This is a genomic window from Nakamurella flava (assembly GCF_005298075.1).
Lineage (GTDB): Bacteria > Actinomycetota > Actinomycetes > Mycobacteriales > Nakamurellaceae > Nakamurella > Nakamurella flava.
The window spans coordinates 1,167,524-1,186,285 of record NZ_SZZH01000001.1 but is presented as its reverse complement, the minus strand read 5'-3'; the positions used below and the strand labels follow the sequence as shown (position 1 = coordinate 1,186,285).

Below are 18,762 nucleotides of genomic sequence, written 5' to 3'. Positions count from 1 at the left end.
GCGCGGTAGCGTCGCCGCGTGACTGCTGCCGCGGCCGGCCCGCCGGACCATGTGCGCGCCGGCTTCGGCGTGTCCTCGTCGTCGGCCGAACCATTGCGGGCGCGGATTGAGGAAACGGGGTCAACGGAAGCGACCGCAGAGCATCCGCGGACCTGGAAGCTCGGCGACCTGGTCCTCCAACGGGTCGACGATTCCGGCCGCGCGGCGTGGCTGGCGTCCGGGATCGAACAGGTACAGACCACCGGGGTTCGACTGGCCCGGCCGGTGCGGTCGTCAGACGGTCGGTGGGTGCTGTCCGGCTGGTCGGCGTCCCGTTTCGTCGCCGGAACCCCGGCCGCCCGTCCGCACGACATCATCATCGCTGGCGAAGCCTTCCACCGCGGCGTGGCCGGTCTGGCGGAACCGCGGGTGCTGCGAGCCCGGCTCGATCCGGTGGGTTGGGCGGATCGGCTGGCCTGGGGTGAGTTGAGCCCGGCCGAACGTTCCCTCCATCCCATCGACCAGGGCGAGGTTGCGCGCCGCATCGGCGACCTCGAAGCCGGGCGGACCGACGTCAGCCTGCCGTCACAGCTGATCCATGCCGAACTGAGGCGTGGCGTGCTGTTCGCCGGTGACGCGCTGCCCGCGGTCGTCGACATCGAGCCATTCTGGCGCCCCTCGGTGTGGGCCAGCGCGATCGTCGTCGTGGATTCCATCGTCTCGGACGGCGCACCCACCGAAGTGCTCGGGCTGGGGGAGCGGTACGGCCAGTGGCGCGAACTCGTCCGGCGAGCGCTGCTGTTCCGGTTGGCGTTGGCCGTCTGCGGCCCTACTCCGGAACCCGCAGCACTCGTCCCGCTTCTGGTCGCGGTCGACCGTCTCGGGCCGGCCCTGGGGTGAGGAGGCTTTCCCCTCATCGGCCGCAGTCGGACGGCCGGGCGGCACCCCGGAACCGGGCGGCTACCGCATCGGGATGCACCCCTGCGGCCATGACCTGCATCAGCAGCCGGGCCATGCTGTGTCCGGACCGGGACAGCAGCGATCGATCCACGGCGACCTGCGCGAGCGCGCCGTCCCCGTCGCAGTACGCGACTAAAGCGAGCAGGGCGCACAGGTCCCCAGCCAGCTCGGTGGGGGTCTGACGGGCACAGGCCGCCAGCATCGCGGTCCACGGCTCGTCACGAGCGCTCACCGACCGCGCGACCAGATGACTGCACAGCGCCGGGTCGTCGAGTCCGAGCACGATCGTCGCGGCGCGCCGAGCAGTGAGTGAGTGGTGGGACGCACATTCGACCAGGGCCAGGTCGAGTTCGGCTGCGTAGTCGTCGAGCTGCTGGGGCGCCCGACCGGCGCACCGGTCGAACTCCGCCCATGCCCGATCGAGGGCCGCCCCGGCTGCGGGCCCGTCGATCGAACGACGCAGATCGTCCCGGTCGCCAAGGATGGTGCGGCCCCGCAGTGCGGCCGATGCCCGAAGTCGCAGCACGTCGGGGTCGCCCGCACCCAGGAGGGGGTAGGACGGTCCGGGCGGCACACGTGGGGTGCTGGTCGACACTCCCTCGTGGCGGTACCGCCCCCCGCTGACGGCGATGACGTCCCGGACAGAGATGCCCGCCCCGTCCAGCGCCCCGACCATGGCGTCGACCAGCGGCGGCCGTCGATCGACCAGGCTCCGGTACCAGACGAGAACGACGCTGTCGGCGTGTCGGCGAGCGACGGTCAGCAGAGTGCCGGTGACGCCGTCGGCGTATTCCCGGGGCGTCGCGCCGTGGGGTGGGTCGAGATCCACCCGGCCCATCGGGCCCACCTGGGCGCGGGGTCCGGCGAGACAGACCTGCACCAGGCTGTCGCGCGGCGGGAAGCCGAGCGTGGCCGGGATGGCGGCCAGGAGGCCGGCCGTTCCCCGGACGACGAGCGGGTCGGGGGCGTCGATTGTTGTCATGAGCAGACCGTCGTGGACGGCGAGCGGCAACGCCAGCGGCATCCGATCATGTGGACAAATGATCGGAAAATTCCGCTTGTGTGGATAGATCTGTCGGTCGGACCGGCCGAGGTGCTAGCCGTCCCGAGGTTGCCGAGGCACCAGAAAGGACAGCGTGAGTGTCCCGCCTCACCAACGACGCTCTACTCGCGCAGGCGATAGTGAGCGAGGTCGACCCGTCCGTCGTCGACCGGGACGCCCTCCGTCCGCAGACGCCGGGACTGCTCCTCGCGTAGCGCCGCCACCAGCCGGCCGTCCGCCCGGATGACGCGGTGCCACGGAGTGGTCTCGTCGCTGAGATGGGCCAGCACCCAGCCCGCGAACCGCGGTGAGGCGGATCCCGCGCGGGCGGCGACGTCGCCGTAGGTCGCGACCCGGCCGGGCGGGATGTCCTGCACCACCTCGAGCATTCGAGCGGCCAATGCGCGATCCATGCTTGCAGTTCACACGGCGCGCCCGGTCGGACCTGGCCCGGGTCGCCGGCGGAACCGGCTGTCGGTGACCCGTGATGGGATCGCACCATGGTGCTGGTGACGGAAAATCACGCCGCGATACCGCGGTTGCGGTTGCGGCCGCTCCCGGCACAGGCCTCGACGGTCCCGCTGTCGGCCGAGCAGCACGCCGTGGTGTCGCACCGCAGCGGGCGGTTGCGGGTTCTCGCCGGTCCGGGGACGGGAAAGACGACCACTCTGGTCGAAGCCGTGGCCGAGCGCATCGAAGGGGCGGGGGTCGCCCCTGAGAACATCCTGGTCCTGACCTTCTCGCGGCGGGCCGCACGCGAGTTGACCGACCGCATCACCCGTCGGCTGTCGTTGACGACGCGCGAACCGATCGTGCGGACACTGCATTCGTACGCCTATTCGCTGCTGCGGGCCCGTGCGGCCCGCCAGGGCGAACCGCCGCCGCGACTGCTGCAGGCCGGGGAGTCGGACCTGATGGTCCGGGAACTGTTGCAAGGGCAGCGGGAGGACGGTCGTGAGGAGTGGCCGGACTGGCTCCGCGGGGCCATCGGGACCCCCGCTTTCGCCGCCGAGCTGCGCGATCTCCTGCTGCGCACGGCTGAACGCGGGGTCACACCCGCGCGACTGGCCGAGTGGGGGCGTCGGCGGCGTCGCCCGGAGTGGGTCGCGGCCGCCAGATTCGCCATCGAGTACCAGGACGTTGCCGATCTGCGGCAGGGCAGCAGCGGTTTCGGGGCCGCCCTCGACCAGGCCGAGCTGACCGGGGCGGCGCTTGCGCTGCTGGCCGATCCCGTGCTGCTGGCTCAGGAACAGGCCCGGGTACGACGCATCTTCGTCGACGAGTACCAGGATGTGGATCCGGCGCAGGCGAGGCTCATCTCGGCCATCGCCTCCGCAGCGGACGAACTGGTGGTCTTCGGTGATCCGGACCAGGCCATCTACGCCTTCCGCGGGGCCGATCCGTCGGCGCTTCGTGATCTGGTGGTCGACCGCACCGTTCATCTGACGCGGACGCACCGTCTGCCCCCGGGCCTGGCGGCGGCTGCCCAACGAATCTCCGGCCGGTTGCCCGGTCAATCAGAACACCGGTCGCTGCAGACCACGTCCTCTCCGTTCTCCGGCGAGCCGGTAGTTCGCCTGCTGTCCAGTCCCGCCCAGGAAGCCGCCTTCGTCGCCGATGAACTGCGTCGCGCCCACCTGAAGGACGGCGTGCCGTGGTCCTCGATGGCCGTGCTCGCCCGTTCGCCGGCGGCAGTGCTCCCGGCCGTGCGACGGGCCTTCGCCGCTGCCGGCATTCCGCTCGCCGCGGCCGCCGGTTCCGCGCGGCTGGTGGACGAGCCGGTAGTCGCCACTTTGGTCTGCGTGCTGGACATCGGTCGCCGTCCGGAGTCGCTGACCGGTGAGATCGCGCTCGAGCTGCTCGCTTCACCGGTGGCCGAACTGGGCCTGGCTCAGATCCGACGGTTGCGACGCAGCCTGCGGCGTTGGCGCCCCGGAGCGGGTTCGTCTTCCGACCTGCTCGCCGCGGCAATCGCCGGCGGTCCCTTGCCGGACGACCTGCCCGACGACGTCGCGGCCCCCCTGCGGCGCCTGCGGTCGATGGTGCAGATCGCTCGCGACGGTGCCGCTGATCCGTCTGGCGAACAAGTGCTGTGGGATCTCTGGCAGGCCACCGGTCTCCCGGACCGCTACCTCGCCGAATCGCTGCGCGGTGGCCGTGCGGCCCAGCGGGCCGATGCGGGTCTGGACGGGGTCATCGGCCTGTTCGCCCTGGCCGCCGACCTCGCCGAACGACTGCCGCACGCCGGCGTCGGCGCGGTCATCGACGCCGTCACCGGCCAGCGCATCGCGAGCGACCCCACGGCCCGTGAACGGCGGTCCGCATCGGGCGTCGCTGTGCTGTCGGCGCATGCGGCCAAGGGACTGGAATGGGACGTCGTCGCGGTGGTGGGAGTGGCTGAGGGCCGGTGGCCCGTGCTCCAGTCCGGTACGTCGATGCTCGGAGTGGCGGAAGCCCTCGACGCGGCGCTCGGGGTACCCGCGGGCATCGACCCGCCGGACCGGCTCGAGGACGAACGACGGTTGTTCTACGTCGCCATCACCCGGGCCCGACGACGTCTCATCGCGACCACCGCGGTCGATCAGGACACGGTGCCGTCCCGGTTTCTCACCGAACTGGCCGGGTCGGAGGATCTGCCGACAGGGTGGCCCGAAGCGGCCGACCACGGCCGCCGGCGGGGCCTGCGCCTCGTCGATCTGGTCGCCGACCTCCGGCGGGCCGTCTGCGATCCGGCGACGCCGCCGGGGGAGGCCCGGACGGCCGCGGAGCATCTGGCGACGCTGGCCCTCGCCGGTGTACCGGGGGCTCATCCGCAGGACTGGTACGGGCAGCACGAGGTGTCGACGGACCGCGCCCCGGTCGCGGATTCTGCGGCGGTCACCGTTTCCCCGTCCGCGGTCGAGGCCGTGTTGACCTGCCCGCTGCGTGCCGTCCTGGAACGGCGGGGCGGCCGCGGTCGGGTCGAGCAGCCGCAGGTCGACGGGATCGTCGTGCACGCCCTGGTCGACGGCCTCGCCCGGGGGCTGACGAAGGACGAGCTGACCGTCGAGCTCGACCGCTTCCTCGACACGCGTCAGGGGCAGGCGGCCTGGCTGCGGGCTCGGCACCGCCGCGTCCTGCTGGCGATGCTCGATGCCGCGGTCATCTGGCACGCCGAGAACGCCATCCATCGGCAGACGATCGGATCCGAGGTGGCGCTGCGCGTCGCCGTGCCGCCGCCCGGCCCCGAAGCCCCTCACCCTGACGGCCCGCCGCCGCCGGAACCGGCTCCGCCGGGGGCACCGGATCGGCGGGTGTGGCTGACCGGTCGGGTCGATCGGTTGGAGCGCCGCGCCGATGGTCGCGTGGTGATCGTCGACTTCAAGACGGCGGCTACCAAGGTGACCAAGGCGCAGGCGGCCGAGCACCCCCAGCTGGCCGTCTACCAATTGGCTGTCGAGTGGGGGGCGTTCGACGATGTCATCGGTCGGTCGAGCTCCGGCGGCCCCGACGAATCGGACGTCCCCGCGACGGGCAGGAGAAGCGGCGGTGCGGAACTGGTCTACCTGCGCGGCGGGCGCCCGCAGGTTCTGGAGCAACCGCCCATCGACCCGACCAGCATGGGCATCTGGCAGGACGCCGTACGGGGTGCCGCCGAGGCATTGGCGTCGGCTGTGCTGCCGGCGGTCGAGAACGCCCGCTGCGATCGGTGTCCCGTCCGCGGGTCGTGTCCATTGCGCCCTGAGGGGCGCCAGGTGACGCGATGAGATACACCCCGGCGCTGTCCGCGGCCGAACTGGCCGGTCTGCTCGGTCTGCCCGGCCCGACCCCGGAGCAGACCATCGTCATCGAAGCGCCCCTGCATCCGGCCCTGGTGGTCGCCGGGGCCGGTTCGGGCAAGACGGAGACGATGGCGGCGCGGGTGGTGTTCCTCGTCGCCAACGGTTTGGTGCGCCCGGATCAGATCCTCGGTCTGACGTTCACTCGCAAGGCCGCAGCCCAATTGGCCCAACGGGTCCGTCGGCGGTTGCGGGCTCTCACCCAGGCCGGTGTCCCACTCCTTCCCGCCCCGCCCTCGTCCGCCGGTCCGGACCGGTCGGCCCATCGGCCCATGGACGCGTCGGTACCGCGGGCCGGCGAGTCCGCCGGCGAGCCCGTGGTGTCGACGTACCACGCCTTCGGCGGCCGGTTGATCTCCGAGTACGGGGCCCTGGCCGGGGTGGAATCGGCCGCCACCGTGTTGACCCCCACTGCCGCCTGGCAGCTCGCCCGTCGGGTCGTCGCCCGGTGGGACGGCGATCTCGACGCCGATCTCAGCCCGGACGCCGTCACCGAACGCCTACTGGCGATCTCCGGTTCTCTCGCCGATCACCTCGTCGAGCCGGCGGACCTGGAACGCGAACTGGACCGCATCCTGTTGTCGCTGCAGTCCGCCCCACCATCGCCGCGCCAGAAGTCCCTGCTGCACAGCGGCTTGGCCAAGCACGTCAAACCGCTGCAGGACCGCCGGTGGATCCTGCCGCTGGTCCGGGCGTTCCGGGCCGCGAAACAGGAACGAGGGGTCATCGACTTCGCGGACCAGATGCAGATCGCCGCCCGTCTCGTCGCCGAGCATCCGGGCATCGGGGAGAGCCTGCGCGATCGGTACCGCGTGGTCCTGCTGGACGAGTACCAGGACACCGGCCATGCCCAGCGGGTGTTGTTGCGCGGCGTCTTCGGCGCCGGGACACTGCCGACCTCCCGTCCGGGCGCGGGACCGCCCGCTGCCGGGACGGCAGCGCTGGCCGCGCCGCCACCGTTGGGCCATCCGGTCACCGCGGTCGGCGATCCTGTGCAGTCCATCTACTCCTGGCGAGGCGCGTCCGCCTCCAACCTGCCGGCCTTCGGCCGGGATTTCCCGCTGTCCGACGGTCGAGCGGCTCCGACGTTCACGTTGCTGACCAGCTTCCGCAATCCGATCTCGGTCCTGACCTTGGCCAATGTCGCCTCCGCGCCGATTCGCCAGCCGGGCCCGGGTACGGACCTACCTGCGGCTGCTCCCGGGGCGGGCGGGGGTGGCGCCGCCGTGGTCGGCGAACTGCGCCCCGCTCCGAGTGCCTCCGCCGGGACGGTGCGACACGGGTTGTTCCGCACCGTCGCCGACGAGGACACCTGGGTGGCCGCCGAGATCGCTGAATTATGGCGAGCGGCCGGCGCCCTACCTCGTGATCCCGGCGACCTGCCGGACGGCTCGACCTCGGTGAAGACCAGCGAACTGCCCGCTCTCCCCGTCGGCGGGACACCGCCGGAACCACCCACCACGGCCGTCCTGGTACGGCGCCGAGCCGACATGGCCGGTATCGCCGCGGCGTTGCGGCAGCAGGGGCTACCGGTCGAGGTCGTCGGACTCGGTGGCCTGATCGACGAACCGGAGGTCGCCGACCTGATCGCGACGCTGCGGGTCCTGGTCGATCCGACCGCGGGCGCAGCCGCCCTCCGCATCCTCACCGGTGCGCGCTGGCGTCTGGGTCCGGCCGACCTGGAAGCGCTGCACCGCCGCGCGGCGTCATTGGCCGGCCGAGTCGCCGACGCCGCAGGGGCGGTTGGCCGTACGAGCGCGGTGTCCGCGGTGAGATCGGCGCTGGGCGAGCTGTCCGAGGGCGAGGACATCGACGCGGCCTCGCTCGTCGACGCCTTGGCCGACCCGGGCGACGCCGCCGCGTACTCGACCGAAGGTCATCGACGGCTGTCCCGACTCGGCGCCGAGCTGGACCGGCTCCGGGCTCGGTTACAGCAACCCCTGGCCGAGCTGGTGTCCGACATCGAGCGGACCATCGGTGTGGAGATCGAGGTGCAGCTCACCGGTGGGGCGGGTCGCGCCCATCTCGACGCCTTCGCCGACGTGGTCGCCGCCGTGGCGGCGACCGGTGCCGGCCCCTTGGAGCTGCTGGACTACGTGGACGCCGCCGCCGAGCGTGAGGACGGGCTCTCGCCGGGGGAGGTGCCCGCTCCCGCCGGTCAGGTGCAGGTGCTGACGGTGCACGCGGCGAAGGGGTTGGAGTGGGAGATCGTCGCCGTCCCGCACCTCACAGCCGGGGTGTTCCCCAGTGGCCGCGGCGGGACGTGGTTCGGCGACCCGTCACAACTGCCCCCCACGCTGCGCGGTGACCGGGCGGACCTGCCGGCCTTCGACCTGCCGCCCGGCGCCGACCAGAAGGAGCTCGCCAATCGACTGGCCGATCACGTCGAGGCCTTCCGAGAGTTCCGGCTCACCGAGGAACGCCGCCTGCTGTACGTGGCGCTCACCCGATCCGAGCGGGTCCTGCTGCTGTCGGGCCATCACTGGGGTGCCGGCACCAGCAAACCCGCGGGTCCCAGCCCGTTCCTCACCGAGCTCGCCCCCGTCGCCACCGAGTTCGGGGCACCCGACGCCTGGGAACCGACGCCCACCGACTGCGACAGCGCCCCCCTGGTTCCCCGGACCTCGACGTGGCCGTACGACCCGCTGGGCGAACGGCGAGCTTTCGTCGAAGCGGGTGCCGCCCGCGTGTTGGCCGCACTCGCCAGCGCCGCCCGCCCCGGCCACCCGGCGTCGGAGTCGCGGGCCGACCTGCTCACCCGGCCCGACGCCGGTAGTGCCCTCACCGTTGCCGTCGACGCCGACCAATCGGACGCCGCGGGATCAGCGGTCTCCGCCGCCGACCCACGGGGATGGCGCCGCGACCTCACTGTGCTGCTCGCCGAACGGGCCGCCCGCCAACAACCCCGTATCGATGTCCCCCTGCCCTCCGACCTGTCGGTGTCCCGCCTGGTCGATCTGGCCGAGGATCCGGCGGCTGTGGCCCAGCGGTTGCGCCGACCGATGCCGCTCGCGCCGTCGAGCCAGGCCCGACGGGGTCAGGCGTTCCACTCCTGGCTGGAGACGTTCTTCCGCGGCGACGCGCTGGTCGGGCTGGAGGAACTCCCCGGAGCCGAGGACCGGGCCGTCGGCGCCGACCCGGACCTGTCCCGGTTACAGGACGCCTTCCGCCGCAGCGACTGGGCCGGTCGGGTCCCCATCGACATCGAAGTGCCGTTCTCTACGCGGATCGCGGGGACCGGGGTGCGCGGCCGGATCGACGCCGTCTTCGCCGATCCCGATGGCGGCATCACCGTCGTCGACTGGAAGACGGGGGCCCCGCCGCCGTCCGAGCACCGGGACGCCGGCGACGTCCAGCTCGCCTGTTACCGCCTGGCGATGAGCGAGCTGACCGGCATCCCGGTCGAGCTGGTGCGGGCGGTTTTCCACTACGTGGGCTCGAACCGCACCGTCGCTCCGCGGCGGCTGCTGGACGCCGCCGGCATCGGTCGACTGCTCGCATCCGCCGTCGTCACCGATGCGGGAGAGGACACTGAAGCGGACACTGAACCCGACGCAGGACCACCGACACCATCAGCGGCCCATGACGAATGGGATGCCGGGGATCGCGCCGGGCAGTCACCATGGTCGGCATGAGCGCTGCGCCCGTCCCTGTCGAGTCCGCCGTGGTGTTGCGTGGCCGCCCCCTGCCCGCCGGTCGAGCGGCTGTGATGGCGATCGTCAATCGCACTCCGGACAGCTTCTACGACGGGGGTGCAACGTTCACCGACAGCGCGGCGATGGCCGCGGTCGACCGTGCCGTCGCCGAGGGGGCTGATCTGGTCGACATCGGGGGAGTGAAAGCCGGAGTCGGGGAACCGGTCTCCATCGCCGAGGAGATACGGCGGGTCGTGCCGTTCGTCGCCGCTGTCCGCGAACGGCATCCGGACCTGATCATCAGCGTCGACACCTGGCGGGCCCCGGTTGCCGAGGCGGTGTGCCGAGCCGGAGCGGACCTCATCAACGACACGTGGGCCGGAGCCGACCCCGAGGTCGCCGCCGTCGCCGCGGAGTACGGCACCGGGATCGTCTGTTCGCACACCGGAGGTGCGGCCCCCCGAACCAACCCGTACCGCGTCGAGTACGACGACGTCGTGGCCGCGGTCATCGCCGAGACCACCGCCGCCGCCGAGCGGATGGTGGGGCTGGGCGTTCCGCGCGCCGGCATCCTCATCGACCCCACCCACGATTTCGGCAAGAACACGTGGCACGGTCTGGAACTCGTCCACCGCACGCGGGACCTGGTGGCCACCGGCTGGCCGGTCCTGATGGCCCTGTCCAACAAGGACTTCATCGGCGAGACCCTGGACCTGGCCGTCGACCAGCGGGTGGAAGGCACGCTCGCCGCCACTGCGATCGCCGCATGGCAGGGGGCGGCCGTCTTCCGTGCCCACCAGGTGAGGGCGACCCGACGGGTGGTCGACATGGCCGCGGCGATCGCCGGCACCCGGGACCCGTCCTCCCCTCTGCGCGGCCTTGTCTGACGAGCGTCCTCCCAACCCGTCGGATCGTGGACCAGCCACCATCCGACGCGGAACCGGCTGTCGAGCGTCGTTCCCGGCCCGCTGTCGGTGCCACATGGCACCATCGCGACCATGACCACCGTCCTGCAGTACGTGATCGTGGCCGCCCTCATCGGGGCGGTCGTCTTCGCGATCGCGGTCTTCGTCTTCGGCCGCGGCGAACAGCTGGCCCCGCTCTCCCCGCGGACGTCACCGACCGAGCTGCCGGACGGTGCGATGACCGGGTCGGACGTGGAGTCGCTGCGATTCGCCATGGCCTTGCGTGGATACCGGATGAGCGACGTCGACTGGGCGCTGTCCCGGCTCGGCGCTGAGATCGACCGGCTGCGAAGCCAGGTCAGCGAACTCGGCGGCGACCCGAGTGCGGGTGGCCGGCCACCGGGAGTGCCGGTGGGCGTAGCGGTGGCCACTCACCCGGCCGCCGATGGCACCGGGCCGGAGTCGGGTCGCGTCGAGCCGGGTTCCTCGGACTCTGGGTCGGCATCGTGACGGCCCGCGTGGAGGTCGCGGTCATGACGACGGCCGATCCGGAAGCGGCGTTCGCGGCGATCGTCGACCTGGCGATACAGGAACGTTGGATGGTCGGCACCCGCTTGTACCCGTTGGCCGGTGACGTCGATCTCCCGGCGGTGGGGGCGCGACTGGCCGCGTTCACTGGCCTGGGCGACGTCGGCTTCCTCGACGTCATGTCGGTCACCGAGTACGACCCGCCGCACCGGTGGGTGGTCCGCCACGACGGCGCGTTCGTGCAGGGCGTCGGCATCTTCCTCGTCGAGGCGGTCGACGGGCGAACCCGGGTGACGTGGATCGAGGATCTTCAACTGCCTTTCGGCATCATCGGCCGGCTCGGCTTTCCCCTGGTGCGCCCCCTTGCCCGGCTGGGCGTGTGGTTCTCGTTGCAGCGGCTGGCGCGCGAGGCCGAGCAGCTCGCCCGTCGCCCGGTGGCGGGATGACCGTGTCGGTGACGGACGGCCGGGAGCGTTGCGCCTGGGCGTTGTCCACACCCGACTACGTCGCCTACCACGACGACGAGTGGGGCCGGGAGCTCCACGGCGACGACGCCCTGTTCGAACGGATGGCCCTGGAAGGTTTTCAGTCCGGGCTCAGCTGGTTGACCATTCTGCGCAAGCGGAACAACTTCCGGTCCGCCTTCGCCGGCTTCTCGATCGACCGGGTGGCCGGGTTCGGCCCGGACGACGAGGCTCGGCTACTGGCCGACACCGGGATCGTCCGCAACCGGGCCAAGATCACGGCCACCATCAGCAACGCCCGCGTGGCCGCCGAACTCCCCGACGGACTCGACGCCCTGCTGTGGTCGTTCGCCCCCACCGGTCGGACCCACCGGCCGACCCAGCTGGCCGATGTCCCGGCGATGACGGCGGAGTCCACCGCGATGGCCAAGGCCCTGAAGAAGCGGGGCTTCCGCTTCTTCGGCCCCACCACCGCCTATGCGCTGATGCAAGCCACCGGCATGGTCGACGACCACGTCGCCACCTGCTGGCGGGCGGAAGCGGAGCCCATCAGCACGAGCGGCTGAACCGCCGGGCCACGTGGACGGGATCAGCGGGTATCGGAGGTCAGACTGCGCTTGCCCCGTGGTCGTGGTCGAGGCGGTGTGGCCACCGGTTCGTCGTCATCGGCTGCCGGGTCGGCGTCGCTGGCGGTCGTGCTGGCGTGAATCGATCGATGTACGGGGGACATGTCAGCGGCGGCCGCGTGTCCGGAATCTTCGTCGTCATCGGCATCGCCGGTGGTGATCACCGCGACTCCGGACTCCAGGTCGATCCGGGGATCCACCTCGCGCGAATCACCCTCCTCCTCGCGGATGAGGGCCTTGGCCCGGCGTTCTTCCTGCTCGTGACGCATGCCGGGGTTGAAGAGCGCCCCCAGTTCTCCCATCGGTCCCACCTGGTCAGGCTACGTCACCCGACCGTCGAGGGTCGGGCTTGCCGGCCCGGCGGGAGTGGTGCGACCCGGAGTCCGTCCGCACGCAGGCGGCCACGCTGACCAGCCAGAGGCAGATCCGCAGAAGATTGTCCGGTGCCGTCCGGACCGGCGAGTTCCCGCTGGTCCGTTCGATGGGGGAGAATGGACCGTCCGCGATCGATCGCGGGTCAGATCGCCCGTGCCGGACCCGTCCGGCGGGGCCGTGAAGTCAGAAGATGGTGGAGGGAGTCGCAGATGGCGGCCATGAAGCCCCGTACCGGGGATGGTCCCCTGGAAGTCACCAAGGAGGGCCGCGGGATCGTCATGCGCGTTCCCCTCGAGGGTGGCGGTCGTTTGGTGGTCGAGATCTCGGCCGACGAAGCCTCCGCCCTCGGTGACGCGTTGAAGGCTGTCGTCTCCTGACGTCTGCGGTCGCCAGGCTGCGCAGACCGTGAGCGCCCGGGCGGTGGGGTCCCCACCGACCCGGGCGCAGCCGTCTGCCCGGTCGAACACCCGGTCTAGAGCAGGGACCGGTAAAGCTCCACGGTCTGCTCGGCGATGGCCGTCCAGGAGAATTGGGACTGAGCCCGCTCGCGACCGGCCCGCCCGTATTCCCGAGCCCTGGTCGGGTCCGCGACGACCGCGTTGACCGCGTCGGCGATGCCGCGCTCGAAGCCCTCGGCGTCCGCGCTGTCGTAGTGCACCAGCGTCCCGGTGACCCCGTCGTCGACGACCTCGGGGATGCCGCCCACGTCGCTGGCCACGACCGCCGCCCCGCAGGCCATGGCCTCCAGGTTGACGATGCCCAGCGGCTCGTACACCGAAGGGCAGACGAACACGGTCGATGCGCTCAGCACCTGCTTGACCTGTGGCAGGGTCAGCATCCCGTCGAACCAGAACACGCCGGGACGGGCGGCCTGCAGCTCCTCGATCGCCGCCTTGGTCTCGGCCGCGATCTCCGGCGTGTCCGGCGCCCCGGCGCACAGGACGAGCTGGATCTCCCGGTCGAAGTGGTGCGTCGCCGCGATGAGGTGCCCGACGCCCTTCTGGCGGGTGATGCGTCCGACGAACGAGGCGATCGGCGCGTCGAGATTCACCCCCTTGTCGACGAGCAGGTCCCGCTCGGCCGACGGCTGGTAGATCTCGGTGTCGATGCCGTTACGGATGACGTGGACCCGGTCGGGGTCCAGCGCGGGGTAGCTCTCGAGGATTCCGTCCTTCATGCCCGCCGACACCGAGATGATCGCGTCGGCCGCCTCGTAGGCCGTCTTCTCGGCCCAGGACGACAACCGGTAGCCGCCGCCCAGCTGCTCGGCCTTCCACGGGCGGTGCGGTTCCAGTGAGTGCGCGGTGACCACGTGCGGGACCCCGTGCAGGAGCTTGCCCAGGTGCCCGGCCATGTTCGCGTACCAGGTGTGCGAGTGGAGGAGCTCCACCCCGGCCGTGGCCGCCACCATCGACAGGTCCACCGACAATGTGGTCAACGCGGGGTTGGCGCCGGTCAGGGTGGCGTCCGGCCGATGGCCGACCGCGCCGGGGCGGTCGTCGCCGAAGCAGTGGACGTCGACGTCGATCAGCTTGCGCAGCTCGCGCACCAGGTATTCGACGTGGACGCCGGCGCCGCCGTAGACGTCCGGTGGGAACTCGCGGGTGAGGATCGCCGTATGCACCTGGGCAATGTAACGACGCGACGGGGCCCGCGCCGCGCGAGGACCCGGGTGGGTGTGAGGGGGCCGAGGAGCGGACACGTTCGGGCGCGAACGGGTCCGGTTCAGCCGCCGGCGCTGCCCGTTTCGGACCGGGTCGGTCTCGGGTGGGGGGTGCCGCGCGAAAGCTCGCCGCCCCGTCTACTGTCTGCCCCATGGCGAAGCCCAAGGTGCTCGGGATCGTGTTGGCCGGCGGCGAAGGCAAACGGCTCTGGCCGTTGACCGCGGACCGGGCCAAGCCCGCGGTGCCGTTCGGTGGCAACTTCCGACTGATCGATTTTGTCCTGTCCAACCTGGTGAACGCGGGCTACCTCAAGATCTGCGTGCTCACCCAGTACAAGTCGCACTCGCTCGACCGCCACATCACGACGTCGTGGCGGATGAGCCAGTTGATCGGCAACTACGTGACGCCGGTGCCGGCGCAGCAGCGCCTCGGTCCGCGGTGGTACACCGGCAGCGCCGACGCGATCCTGCAGTCGCTGAACCTGGTGTACGACGAGAACCCCGACTATCTCGTCGTTTTCGGTGCGGACCACGTGTACCGCATGGATCCGTCCCAGATGGTGCAGGCGCACATCGAGTCAGGTGCCGAGGCGACGGTGGCCGGTATCCGGGTACCGCGTCGGGAGGCGACCGCCTTCGGCGTCATCCAGACCGGGGCGGACGGCTACACGATCGACCAGTTCCTGGAGAAGCCTGCCGACCCGCCCGCGGTGCCGGACGACCCGGACGTCGCCTATGCGTCCATGGGCAACTACGTCTTCAGTACCAAGGCGATGATCGAGGCGCTGAAGGAGGACGCCGCCGACGAGTCCTCCGCGCACGACATGGGCGGCAACATCATTCCGATGTTCGTCAAGCGGGGGACGGCGCACGTCTACGACTTCGCCCGCAACAAGGTGCCGGGTGCGACCGATCGGGACGCCGGATACTGGCGCGACGTGGGTACCCTCGACGCCTACCACGACGCGCACATGGACCTGGTGTCGGTCGAGCCGATCTTCAACCTCTACAACCGGGCCTGGCCGATCTTGTCCCTCCCGCCGACCCTGCCGCCGGCCAAGTTCGTCGAAGACGGCACCGCGCGTGACTCGATGATCTCCGCTGGTTCCATCATCTCCGGGGCCACGGTGACGCGGTCGGTGGTCTCCGAGGACGTGCACATCAATGCCGGGAGCCGCGTGGAGGGTTCCGTGCTGCTGCCTGGCGTGCGCATCGGCCGTAATGCCGTCGTCCGGCACGCCATCCTCGACAAGAACGTCGTGGTCCCCGACGGGGCCAAGGTCGGCGTCGACGTGGATCTGGACAACGACCTCTACACCGTCAGCCCCGGCGGCATCACGGTGGTCGGCAAGAACATCACCATCGCCCACTGACGACGGTGCACGAACGCCCCGGCCGGACCACCGGTCGGGGCGTCGTCGTGTCGGGCTCCGGCGCGGCCGGTGCGGGCGACCTCAGGCCGTGGGGCGGGGCAGCCGAACGGGGCAGCCGGACGTGTACGAACGGTCGTACTCGAAGTGCCAGGCCTCGTTGTCGTAGATGCGGCAGAAGCCCAGTCGCCCGTCGGTCTCCTCCAGCCAGGTGTAGGCCGCGTAGGGCTGGACGTCGATGGCACGTCCCAGGACGTGGGCGGACTTCTCGGGCGGCAGAACGTACTGGGCGGCCATCTCGGCGCCGTACTTCTGGACGTAGTCGTCGAAGGTGGCCTGTTGCTGGCCTCGGCTCCGTTTGCCGTCGGCCAGGCACATCTGCACGTCGTCCACGGCGGCCAGTGCGCGCGCGGCCGTCCATGCCGCGGCGATGTCCGTGCGCAGGCCCTGGGTGGTCTCGTCGGTGTACCGCGGGTCGACGGCACAAGGGGTGCCGCTGTCGTCCCCGGCGGTATCCGGATCGACGGCCGCGGTCTGGTCCACCGCGGCGGCTGCCGCCGCGACGGCGGCGTCCGCCACCGACTGCCGCGCGGCGAGCGGGAGCCCGGGCGCGGTCGTCCCGACGGACGATGTGGCTGCGGCCGCCGAGGCCGATGCCGCCGCGGCGATCGAAGCGGCCGACGAGGACGCCGCAGCGGCCGCCGAGGCCGCTGCCACCGAGGACACCGACGCGGCCGAGGACGCGGACGCGAGCGAGGCCACCGACGCGGCGGAGACCGACGACGCCGACGAGGCAGAGGCCGCGGAGGACGCCGCAGCGGCGGACGCGGCGACTTCGGCCTCGGATGCGCCGCAGGCGGCGGTGGCCGACGCGATCGTCAGGACGGCCAGGGCTGCGGCCGCCGAGCGACGCCCGGCAGGAGTGGATCGCCGGACAGACAGTCGGGCAGTGATGCGGCGGTGGGGACGACGGGGCATCAGCCGCGGCGGACCGCGGTGAGCAGGCCGTCACCGACCGGCAGCAGTGCGGCGACCAGTGTCTCGTCGTCGCGCACGGCCCGTCCGGCATCACGCACGGCCACTGTGTCGGCGTCGCGTTGTGTCGGATCGGCCACCCGGTCGCCGGCGAAAGCGCCGTCCATCACCAGTAGCCCGCCCGGTCGCAGGAGCCGCACGGCCTCGGCGACGTACTGCGGGTACTCGCTGCGGTCGCCGTCGATGAATACGACGTCGTAGGCGCCGTCGGTCAGCCGGGGCAGGACGTCGAGCCCTCGGCCGTTGATCAGTCGCGTGCGGCCGGGAGCGATGCCGGCGTCGGCGAACGCCCGGCGGGCCGCCCGCTGGTGTTCGGCCTCGATGTCGATGGTGGTCAGGATGCCGTCCGGGGTCATGCCCGCGAGCAGACTGACGCCGCTGACGCCGACACCCGTGCCGATCTCGACGACCGCTCGGGCGTTCACCGATGCGGCGAGAAAGGTGAGAGCGGCCGCGGTCCCGGACCCGGTGGCCGCGCAACCGAGCTGGGCGGCGCGATCACGCGCGGCGACCACCGTCTCGGACTCGGGCACGAAGAACTCCGCGTATGTCCGGCTGCTCGTCAACGGGGAACCTCCTGGTGTGCGGGTGCGCCGTCGTGGTCGCCGCCGCCGCTGGCGAAGACTACCGGGCGGGGCGAGTCGCCTCGGCCAGGCGCACCGGCCCCACGGGGGACGGCTCGCGGCCGCGGCGGGTCGAGTTCACACTCGGCTCACATCCGGCTGGTCGAAAATGACGGAGCGACCGGAAGGTCGCGCGACCCGGAGGTGGTTCCCCTGCCCATCCTGCCCGCCCCGAACGGCATCGAGCCGGTCGGAGCCGACAGATCAGACCGAGACCCGTCCCTGGCCGTCGAGCCCGGTGCGGCCCAGCCGGCCGAGTGGGTGGTACCGGCCTGGGACCAGGTGGTCCGCGACCACGGTGATCGGGTCTTCCGGCTCGCCTACCGGTTGTCCGGCAACGTGCACGACGCCGAGGACATCACCCAGGAGACCTTCATCCGCGTCTTCCGTTCCCTGGAGGGGTACCGTCCCGGTTCCTTCGAGGGCTGGTTGCATCGCATCACCACCAATGTGTTCCTCGACCTCGTGCGGCGCCGTCAGCGCATTCGCATGGAGGCCCTGCCCGAGGAGACCGAGCGCATCGCGGGTCGCGAGCCGTCCCCGGAACAGGCGTTCTCCGACGCGAACCTCGACCCCGACCTGCAGGCCGCGTTGGACGACCTGCACCCCGATTTCCGGGCCGCCGTCGTGCTCTGTGATGTCGAGGGGTTGTCCTACGAGGAGATCGGAGCAACCCTGGGAGTGAAGCTGGGCACGGTGCGCTCCCGGATCCATCGGGGGCGTCTGGCCCTGCGGGACGGATACGAACGACGTCGCGCGGCCCGATCTCAGGAGGTCGGTCCGGGCGCGAGGCAACCCGTGGAGGTGATGCGGTGACGTCCGCCTTCCCCGACCACCTGAACCTGGACACGATCGTCGCGTTCGTCGACGGCGAACTGGGTATGACACCGTTCCAGCGAGCGGCCGCGCACATCGAACACTGCCCGCAGTGCCGGGCCGAGGTCGCCGAACAGCAGGCTGCTCGCAGCTGGCTGCGGTCAGCGGCCTGTCCGACCATGCCACCCGACCTCATGGCCAGTCTGCGGTCCATCCCGGTGGCGGCCCCACCCCCCGGCCCGCTGCCGGGTGTGTCGATCGACCCCCGCACCGGCCGGGCCTACCGCACGGCCGACGGTCTGCGGTCCACGGGACGTGGCCGCCTCTTCCGCATCGGGACCGGCGCGCTGGTCATCGGACTGGCCGTGGGTGCGGTCGTCGTCACCTCCTCCGCGGATCAGCAGAGTCAGCCGGTTCCGCGCCCGGATCACGTGCAACCGGCCAGTTGGCCCCTCGAATCGCCCTGACGTTCTCTCCTGATCGGGTCGGGACGGTGGTGTCGCCGGCTTGGTCGACCCCTGCGCTGTGGCCGCTCACGTAGCCTGGCGCCGATGACCCGTCGCGGTCGTCGCGGAGCGGATCTGATCGGTCCTTTTCCGTGACACCACGCGCACGAGCAGGGGGACGCGTCCACGATGCAAGCCGCCGACGGCAACGGCCCTGGCCGTACCGTTCCCGAGCCGCAGCGCACACCACGGCCGCCGGACAGCCGGCCGTCGGCGAGCGCTTTCGGCCGTCCGGCCGGCGTGCCGGGTTCGTTCGCGCCGGGCGCTTCCGCGGTGGGCGGCATCGCCCTCGGCGACCCCCCGCTGCCGGCTCATCTGTCCGAAGCGTTCGGACGCCCGTCGCCTGACACGGAGAGCCTGCAGCGCCCCCGGCGAACACCACCGGAAGCGCCGGTGCCGCCGCCCCCGAATCCGTGG

General features: G+C 71.6%; 18 protein-coding genes. 12 read left to right on the top strand and 6 right to left on the bottom strand.

Annotation, left to right across the window (positions count from 1 at the left end; translation table 11 throughout):
* The first annotated feature begins 18 nt into the window (after nt 1-18).
* Nucleotides 19-879 (top strand): TIGR02569 family protein, encoded by an 861-nt coding sequence (locus FDO65_RS05285; protein ID WP_137448364.1) that lies wholly within the window; start codon nt 19-21, stop codon nt 877-879.
* Nucleotides 880-892: 13 nt separating this feature from the next.
* On the opposite strand, the gene FDO65_RS05280 is transcribed toward FDO65_RS05285, so the two are convergent.
* Nucleotides 893-1,921: a DUF4192 domain-containing protein gene (locus tag FDO65_RS05280; RefSeq protein WP_166442041.1), complete on the bottom strand. Its 1,029-nt coding sequence runs from the start codon at nt 1,919-1,921 to the stop codon at nt 893-895.
* A 182-nt stretch (nt 1,922-2,103) separates the two neighbouring features.
* Nucleotides 2,104-2,394, bottom strand: coding sequence for an MGMT family protein (locus FDO65_RS05275; protein ID WP_137448362.1), 291 nt, complete (start codon nt 2,392-2,394; stop codon nt 2,104-2,106).
* A 96-nt stretch (nt 2,395-2,490) separates the two neighbouring features.
* On the opposite strand from FDO65_RS05275, the gene FDO65_RS05270 reads away from it, so the two are divergent.
* The 6 genes from FDO65_RS05270 to FDO65_RS05245 all read left to right on the top strand — a co-directional run bounded on the left by FDO65_RS05270 (nt 2,491) and on the right by FDO65_RS05245 (nt 11,897).
* Nucleotides 2,491-5,727, top strand: a complete 3,237-nt coding sequence (locus FDO65_RS05270; RefSeq protein WP_166442040.1) for an ATP-dependent helicase — start codon at nt 2,491-2,493, stop codon at nt 5,725-5,727.
* Nucleotides 5,724-9,434 carry an ATP-dependent helicase gene (locus FDO65_RS05265; RefSeq protein WP_137448360.1) on the top strand — a complete coding sequence of 1,237 codons (3,711 nt, stop codon included), beginning with the start codon at nt 5,724-5,726 and terminating at the stop codon, nt 9,432-9,434. The genes FDO65_RS05270 and FDO65_RS05265 overlap by 4 nt, the downstream gene beginning before the upstream one ends.
* Nucleotides 9,431-10,321: a dihydropteroate synthase gene (folP, locus tag FDO65_RS05260; RefSeq protein WP_137448359.1), complete on the top strand. Its 891-nt coding sequence runs from the start codon at nt 9,431-9,433 to the stop codon at nt 10,319-10,321. The genes FDO65_RS05265 and folP overlap by 4 nt, the downstream gene beginning before the upstream one ends.
* Before the next feature lie 111 nt (nt 10,322-10,432).
* Complete coding sequence (locus tag FDO65_RS05255) at nt 10,433-10,849, top strand: DivIVA domain-containing protein (protein WP_137448358.1); 417 nt, start codon at nt 10,433-10,435, stop codon at nt 10,847-10,849.
* Between the two features lie 23 nt (nt 10,850-10,872).
* Entirely contained in the window at nt 10,873-11,313 is a 441-nt protein-coding gene (locus FDO65_RS05250) for an SRPBCC family protein (protein WP_137448357.1), read from the top strand.
* The gene (locus FDO65_RS05245; protein ID WP_137448356.1) at nt 11,310-11,897 is read left to right on the top strand and encodes a DNA-3-methyladenine glycosylase I; all 588 of its coding nucleotides are present in this window, start codon (nt 11,310-11,312) and stop codon (nt 11,895-11,897) included. Before FDO65_RS05250 ends, FDO65_RS05245 begins: the two co-directional genes overlap by 4 nt.
* 23 nt (nt 11,898-11,920) lie before the next feature.
* On the opposite strand, the gene FDO65_RS05240 is transcribed toward FDO65_RS05245, so the two are convergent.
* A complete protein-coding gene (locus FDO65_RS05240; RefSeq protein WP_137448355.1) occupies nt 11,921-12,259 on the bottom strand; it encodes a DUF6191 domain-containing protein in 339 nt (112 codons plus the stop codon).
* Nucleotides 12,260-12,541: 282 nt separating this feature from the next.
* On the opposite strand from FDO65_RS05240, the gene FDO65_RS22030 reads away from it, so the two are divergent.
* Nucleotides 12,542-12,709 carry a DUF3117 domain-containing protein gene (locus FDO65_RS22030; protein ID WP_090479970.1) on the top strand — a complete coding sequence of 56 codons (168 nt, stop codon included), beginning with the start codon at nt 12,542-12,544 and terminating at the stop codon, nt 12,707-12,709.
* A 95-nt stretch (nt 12,710-12,804) separates the two neighbouring features.
* Here the strand turns inward: FDO65_RS22030 and glgA are convergent, their stop codons facing one another.
* The gene (gene glgA / locus FDO65_RS05230; protein ID WP_137448353.1) at nt 12,805-13,956 is read right to left on the bottom strand and encodes a glycogen synthase; all 1,152 of its coding nucleotides are present in this window, start codon (nt 13,954-13,956) and stop codon (nt 12,805-12,807) included.
* Between the two features lie 191 nt (nt 13,957-14,147).
* On the opposite strand from glgA, the gene glgC reads away from it, so the two are divergent.
* Entirely contained in the window at nt 14,148-15,368 is a 1,221-nt protein-coding gene (glgC, locus tag FDO65_RS05225; RefSeq protein ID WP_137448352.1) for a glucose-1-phosphate adenylyltransferase, read from the top strand.
* A gap of 81 nt (nt 15,369-15,449) precedes the next feature.
* On the opposite strand, the gene FDO65_RS22435 is transcribed toward glgC, so the two are convergent.
* Nucleotides 15,450-15,944, bottom strand: coding sequence for a D-alanyl-D-alanine carboxypeptidase family protein (locus tag FDO65_RS22435; RefSeq protein WP_205849791.1), 495 nt, complete (start codon nt 15,942-15,944; stop codon nt 15,450-15,452).
* A 52-nt stretch (nt 15,945-15,996) separates the two neighbouring features.
* On the opposite strand from FDO65_RS22435, the gene FDO65_RS22430 reads away from it, so the two are divergent.
* Nucleotides 15,997-16,365 (top strand): hypothetical protein, encoded by a 369-nt coding sequence (locus FDO65_RS22430; RefSeq protein ID WP_205849790.1) that lies wholly within the window; start codon nt 15,997-15,999, stop codon nt 16,363-16,365.
* Here the strand turns inward: FDO65_RS22430 and FDO65_RS05215 are convergent.
* Nucleotides 16,343-16,933 (bottom strand): O-methyltransferase, encoded by a 591-nt coding sequence (locus FDO65_RS05215; protein WP_240757434.1) that lies wholly within the window; start codon nt 16,931-16,933, stop codon nt 16,343-16,345. The genes FDO65_RS22430 and FDO65_RS05215 overlap by 23 nt on opposite strands.
* 312 nt (nt 16,934-17,245) lie before the next feature.
* Between FDO65_RS05215 and sigE the strand changes: the two genes are divergently transcribed.
* Nucleotides 17,246-17,839, top strand: coding sequence for an RNA polymerase sigma factor SigE (sigE, locus tag FDO65_RS05210; protein ID WP_137449482.1), 594 nt, complete (start codon nt 17,246-17,248; stop codon nt 17,837-17,839).
* Nucleotides 17,836-18,306, top strand: a complete 471-nt coding sequence (locus FDO65_RS05205) for an anti-sigma factor family protein (protein ID WP_137448349.1) — start codon at nt 17,836-17,838, stop codon at nt 18,304-18,306. The genes sigE and FDO65_RS05205 overlap by 4 nt, the downstream gene beginning before the upstream one ends.
* Nucleotides 18,307-18,762: the final 456 nt, after the last annotated feature.

What these genes read in the sequence shown, in the direction of transcription:
- FDO65_RS05280 (WP_166442041.1), bottom strand. Translation starts at nt 1,921, where the DNA reads ATGACAACAATCGACGCCCCCGACCCGCTCGTCGTCCGGGGAACGGCC.
- FDO65_RS05250 (WP_137448357.1), top strand. Translation starts at nt 10,873, where the DNA reads ATGACGACGGCCGATCCGGAAGCGGCGTTCGCGGCGATCGTCGACCTG.
- folP (WP_137448359.1), top strand. Translation starts at nt 9,431, where the DNA reads ATGAGCGCTGCGCCCGTCCCTGTCGAGTCCGCCGTGGTGTTGCGTGGC.
- FDO65_RS05245 (WP_137448356.1), top strand. Translation starts at nt 11,310, where the DNA reads ATGACCGTGTCGGTGACGGACGGCCGGGAGCGTTGCGCCTGGGCGTTG.
- FDO65_RS05240 (WP_137448355.1), bottom strand. Translation starts at nt 12,259, where the DNA reads ATGGGAGAACTGGGGGCGCTCTTCAACCCCGGCATGCGTCACGAGCAG.
- glgC (WP_137448352.1), top strand. Translation starts at nt 14,148, where the DNA reads ATGGCGAAGCCCAAGGTGCTCGGGATCGTGTTGGCCGGCGGCGAAGGC.
- FDO65_RS05265 (WP_137448360.1), top strand. Translation starts at nt 5,724, where the DNA reads ATGAGATACACCCCGGCGCTGTCCGCGGCCGAACTGGCCGGTCTGCTC.
- FDO65_RS05275 (WP_137448362.1), bottom strand. Translation starts at nt 2,394, where the DNA reads ATGGATCGCGCATTGGCCGCTCGAATGCTCGAGGTGGTGCAGGACATC.
- FDO65_RS05255 (WP_137448358.1), top strand. Translation starts at nt 10,433, where the DNA reads ATGACCACCGTCCTGCAGTACGTGATCGTGGCCGCCCTCATCGGGGCG.
- FDO65_RS22030 (WP_090479970.1), top strand. Translation starts at nt 12,542, where the DNA reads ATGGCGGCCATGAAGCCCCGTACCGGGGATGGTCCCCTGGAAGTCACC.